Origin of the sequence: Kitasatospora sp. NPDC059599, from assembly GCF_042735125.1 — a bacterium.
Lineage (GTDB): Bacteria > Actinomycetota > Actinomycetes > Streptomycetales > Streptomycetaceae > Kitasatospora.
On the sequence record NZ_JBHWCL010000311.1, the window covers coordinates 1 to 1401 of the forward strand.

Below are 1401 nucleotides of genomic sequence, written 5' to 3' on the forward strand. Positions count from 1 at the left end.
GTTCGGTTCCGTGGCCGCAGTCTGCGGATCGGTGTTATCGAGCATGCGGGTGGATCTCCCGTCAGGCCCCCGGGCTCCGCATCCGGGCACGGCACGGCACCGGTGGGCGGCCGGCATCGCGAGGATGCTCGGGCCGGACCCTTTCACGGTGCCGCCGCGCGGACGCGAGGCCGCACAGGGGCTCGTAGTCTCGCTCGGCGCCCCGCGCTCGGCGGGGTGTCGAAAGTCTTCTGGTTCTGACCAGTCTTCTGAGGTTTTCCCAAGCTGCGCCGTCCCCCAACCCCGGGTGGCTCCCGGACCGGGTCCCGGGCCCACCGGCCTTCGTGGCCGGCAGGCCCCGGTTGGCAGGCCTGTGCTGCGACGACGCTCGCTCCCCTGGGGAGCCGCGGGAACCCTGGAGGACCATCGGGTCCAGTGAGAACTGGACCCGGCCTCCGCCCGCTAGGCGGGCGCGGTAGCGCGCGGCCCGGCGCCCGGCTCCGAGCCGGCCTGGGCCGCGGCGCGGTCGAGCGCCAGCGGGTCGGTCACCGTGCCGGTCCCCTCGTCGAGCGGCCCCTGCGCCAGCCTGGTCACCTCTGCGGGGACCGGCGGCGCCAGGTCGGCCGTCGCACGGAGACCGGACAATACGTCGTCGGGTCGTACGGCGGGTGTGGCGTGTCGTACTACCAGGCGCAGTATCGCACAGGGACGGCCGGTCCGAACATCGCGGTCGGTTCCGGCCTCCGTGTCCGCACCGCCGTCGACCTGGGGCGGGACGATCTGGAGTGCCGCCACCGCACCGCGCGCGTCGAAGACCCGCACGCCGTTCTTGGTGAGGCGTTCGACCTCGACGCGCTCCTCGGCGAGGAAGCGCGCCACCGCGGCGGCGGCCTCGTCCGGCTCGACGCCGTCCAGCCGGACCAGCCACTCGGAGGCCTCCAGGCGCTCCACGAAGTTCGGCGTCCGCACCTCGACCGCGTCGATCACGTCCAGGCCCGTCGGCAGCGACTCGTCCAGTTGCGCCCGGAGCTGTTCGGGGTCGCGAACGGCGGCCAGGCCGATCTCCAGGTACTCCGCCTCACTCGCCACCCCGGTGGGGGCCGCGTTGGCGTAGGAGACCTTCGGGTGCGGGGTGAAGCCGGCCGAGTAGGCCATCGGAACGGCGGACCGGCGCAGGGCGCGCTCGAAGGCGCGCTGGAAGTCGCGGTGGCTGGTGAAGCGGAGCCGGCCGCGCTTGGTGTAGCGGAGACGAATCCGCTGCACCGTCGGCGCGGGCGGCGGACCGTCGGGCGTACGGCGTGCCAGGGTCGCTCAGTCCTTAGTCAGTTGTCCCCGTCCGGCGCGGCGCGTTGCCGCCACTGCCCGGACTCTGTCACCTCAAAGGGTACGCGCCCCGCCGCCCCCCTCGCTCCGCCCCTGGTC

Annotated in this window: 1 protein-coding gene; it reads right to left on the reverse strand. The window is 73.9% G+C overall.

Annotated features, from left to right (window positions below; genetic code table 11):
- Positions 1 to 441: 441 nt before the first annotated feature.
- Complete coding sequence (locus tag ACFV04_RS43745; RefSeq protein ID WP_360248598.1) at positions 442 to 1242, reverse strand: TIGR03936 family radical SAM-associated protein; 801 nt, start codon at positions 1240 to 1242, stop codon at positions 442 to 444.
- Positions 1243 to 1401: the final 159 nt, after the last annotated feature.